The organism is Cupriavidus necator, assembly GCF_013141915.1.
Taxonomy (GTDB): Bacteria; Pseudomonadota; Gammaproteobacteria; order Burkholderiales; family Burkholderiaceae; genus Cupriavidus; species Cupriavidus necator_B.
Genome location: NZ_SROX01000038.1, coordinates 1 through 3,518 on the forward strand (window position 1 = coordinate 1; position 3,518 = coordinate 3,518).

The 3,518-nt window shown below is 64.8% G+C and carries 4 protein-coding genes; all 4 read right to left on the bottom strand.

What is annotated here, in order from left to right; genetic code table 11:
* Positions 1 to 187: 187 nt before the first annotated feature.
* Complete coding sequence (locus tag E5S69_RS32020) at positions 188 to 403, bottom strand: hypothetical protein (protein ID WP_011229369.1); 216 nt, start codon at positions 401 to 403, stop codon at positions 188 to 190.
* Positions 404 to 456: 53 nt separating this feature from the next.
* The gene (locus tag E5S69_RS32025; protein ID WP_008651548.1) at positions 457 to 1,290 is read right to left on the bottom strand and encodes an ExeA family protein; all 834 of its coding nucleotides are present in this window, start codon (positions 1,288 to 1,290) and stop codon (positions 457 to 459) included.
* Complete coding sequence (locus E5S69_RS32030) at positions 1,287 to 2,726, bottom strand: IS481 family transposase (protein WP_008651549.1); 1,440 nt, start codon at positions 2,724 to 2,726, stop codon at positions 1,287 to 1,289. Before E5S69_RS32030 ends, E5S69_RS32025 begins: the two co-directional genes overlap by 4 nt.
* Positions 2,727 to 2,837: 111 nt before the next feature.
* A complete protein-coding gene (locus E5S69_RS32035) occupies positions 2,838 to 3,383 on the bottom strand; it encodes a transposase (protein WP_124682078.1) in 546 nt (181 codons plus the stop codon).
* Positions 3,384 to 3,518: the final 135 nt, after the last annotated feature.

Genomic DNA, 3,518 nt, shown 5'->3' on the forward strand with positions numbered 1-3,518 from the left:
TGTGCGTGAGCACGAGATTCGATGGATGCGCGAGCACGGTAATTGATGGTCGGCTGCGGCACCGTCCATCACCAATGTTGCGTGCCGTCGGGCAACGCTGATGGACGTGGCGATCTATCGCGGTGGACCGGATGCGGAGCAGCGGCACTGATGTAACAAGGGGCCCGGCGGGCCCCTTGTTACTGGATCAGAAGTCGTTATCTGCGAGATCGCCAAGGCCATCAGGATGCTCCTGCCGATCTTCGGCCAGCCACTGGGCCAAGGCCAATTGATAGTGAGCATGCAGACGGTCGCGCAGATCGTCGAGCAATTCGATCACAGCCCAGGCCTGCGCGGGCGTCCAGTTGGCATCAATGAGCAGGGGCAGCCCCTGGGCGATGCCGGATGGCTGGTGGAAGGTCATGGTGATGTCGTCGTTGTGTTGATGGACGTGGCGGCGATGGCCAACGGCGCCACTCACCGCCTGGCGCGGCGGTTCAGGGTTGCGCTGTAGGTTTCCAGATAGAGCTTCTCGTCGATCTGCGGTAGCTCCCGCTGCGCGGCCTGGGCCAGAAGCTCGCCCGCCAGGTTCATCAGGATGCGGTAATTGCCGGCGGCGTGCTCACACAGGGTCTGGCGCAATGGCATGGTCATCAGGGTGGCGTTGCCGGCGGCGGCCAGCAAGTGGTCCAGGCAGGCCTGCAGCTCGTCGATGCTCGCACTCTCCAGCGCCAGACGGCAGCGGATGCGGCTGCCCAGCGGGATCAGGTCCTCGCGGCTGAACTTCTCCGGCAGGCGAGCGTCGCCGGCAAGCACCACGCACAGCAGCAATTGCGAGTCGAAGCGTGCCTGTGCGAGCAGGCGCAGTTCCGAGAGGGCTGGCACCGCCATCTCCTGGGCTTCATCGATGAGCAGCACGCAGCGGCGGCGGCTGGCCTCCATGTGGGTGAGCCAGCGCTCGCGCAGCGCCTTGAAGCCGCCCCAGCGATTGTGGGGCTTGAGCGGTACGGTAAAGATGTCGCTGAGCTCGCGATAGAAGTCCGCCAGATTGCTCTGTGGGTGAGCGATCGAGCCGACCATCAGATCGGGGACGCGCATGAGGCGCTGATGGAGCAGGCGCAGCGTGACGCTCTTGCCGCAACCGGGGTCGCCATGCACCATGGCGAAGCCGCCTTCGCGGGCCATACCGTTCTCAATGCGCCAGCAGAAGTGATCGAGCTTGGGTGGCACGAACACGGCCTCGACGGGGATGTCCTGGGCGAAGGGGTTGAACTTCAGACCGTACAAGGCCAGCAGGTTGGGTTGATTCATAGCTTGGTGGGTGCGGGTGGGAGATAGGCCGGCGGCAGGCCGGTGGCGGCGTGTTCGGCGAGCAACTGACGCAGCAGCGGCGCAGTGCCAGCCTGCGCGGGTTCCTCGTTAGCAGGCGAGGCACCCTTGGCCGTGAGATGCGCGCGCCGTGCGTCGGCATTGGCAGACTTGTCCAGCGGGAACACGGCGGCCAGGATCGCGCCGATGCGCGCATCGATCAGGTCGACTTGGGAGAGATCCCAGCGCGCGTAGCTCAGGCAGACTTGCTCGAGGTGGCGGTAAGCGCCGGGGATCTCGAAGCGCACGCCGTCCAACGTGAAGGTGCCGTCGGTTCTGCGCTGGCGGCGATGCTGGCGGATACGGAAGGCCCGGCGCAAGGCCAGCGCCTCGGGACTGGGGCGCGAGACGTCGGCACAGGACAGGTAGCGCTGCAGAGGCGTCGCCTCGAGTTCGGCGTGTTCCTTGTGGTGGTATTCCTGCTCGACCCAGGCCTGCGTGGCGAGGTTCAATTGCTCCAGGGTGAGGTGCGACTCACCTTCGAGCATGGCCATCAGCCGGGACTCGAGCTGTCCCCAGAAGCGTTCCTGCTTGGCATTCTGGTATGGGCTGTAGGGCAAGGTAGTCTGGTGCAGGATGCCCAGACTGGCCAGCCCCTCGACGAACTCGTCGGCCATCATGGCTGCGCCGTTATCGGTCATGATGGCCCGCGGCAGCCCTCGCTTCATGATCGCCTGCGAGACGCCGTGCACCAGCGAGGCAGTGGTCTCGTCGAGGAACCACTGCAGGTGGCAGACCAGCCGCGAATGGTCGTCCATAATGCAGAGCAGCAGCGGCTTGTGCCACTGCCCATCGGGGGTGAGCACCTTGCGCGAACCATGGTGGAAGTCCAGGTGCCAGAGCGCGGCCACGTGGTCGACCTCGTAGCTACGCACCTCGCGTGCCTCGCGGCGAGCCGCAGCAGCGATGGCCCCATCCGTGCTCGAGCGCGGGGTTGGCTTGCGCACCAGACCCTGCGCCTTCAGATACCGGCACACCGTGGTGTAGGACGGCAGCGTGTCCGGGCCATCCTTGGTCGCGACGCGCAGGTTGTCGTAATGCAACTGCATGGTCCAGCCGGGGTGCTGACGGTACTGCTCGACCAGCGCTTCGATGATGGCTGGGCTCAGACTGACGAAGTGGCCGCAATCGTCGCGCAGTCGGTTCTTGAGTTGATCGACCGGATCCTGGACGTGACGGGCCCGGTAATACCAGCGTTCGATGGAAGACGCGCCGAACTGAACGTCGGCGCCGGTGATGGGGTGCCGCCAGACCTTGGCGGCCAGTGCCTGGAACGCTTGCTGCAATTCTCCTTTGGCAGGCGGCGAAGCCAGCAAAGGGCCAATGACCGAGAAGCGCAAGCGCGCCCATCGGTTGCGATGATCAATCGATAGTGACATGACTCTCCGTTGGGGGGATAACGGGAGCAGGCTACGGGCAGTGCGGGTGACCCGCCATCGACATGTTCTGCGGGAGATTCCCCTATCTGGCGCATCCCTCAGCCAGCGTGGTCAGGCCGGGCCCAGCAGCAGAAGCAACACCGCGGCCAGACGCTCGTCTTCGCTGTCGTGCTCGACCGATTGCAGCAGGCAGTCGGGATAGATGAACGGCTCGGGCGTTGGCGGGATGAGGCCACGCAGCCACCGACCGACGGGGGTCTTGGGGAAGGTCTCGGTCCACCACTGACGCCAGCGCTTGAGCGTGGCCCAACTGATCGCCGGCAGGCCGTCCAGGCAGGCGCCAGTGGCACGGCTCGATCGCAGTACCAGGACAATGGCCAGCCAGACACGCCGGCCGAGAAAGCGCACCGAATCGGGCGTCATGCGTTTGCGGCATCCGGCACAGCACAGGCTCAGGCGCGTATTGCAGTCCGGGTGTGCTGCCGGTGGGCATCCGCGCGGCTTACGCGGATAGTTGGCACTGTGCAGCACAGAGCCGCAATGGCAGCAGCCCCTGTCTCGCGCCACCTTCATCAAGTCTTCGTCGATCCGGCGCAACAGGGCAAAAAACGCTGGCGTTTGTAGCAAGGCATGGCACACTGCTGAGGTCTCCTTCATTGCTCGACACAATAAAGGCGACATCTTCCCTCAGGCGCGTGCATGCACGCTCCCTGAGGGAACCCCTCCAGCGTCCATCACCGTTCTTGCTCAAATCCCCACGCTTTCGGCATCACGAAAGCTGCTTATGCACAC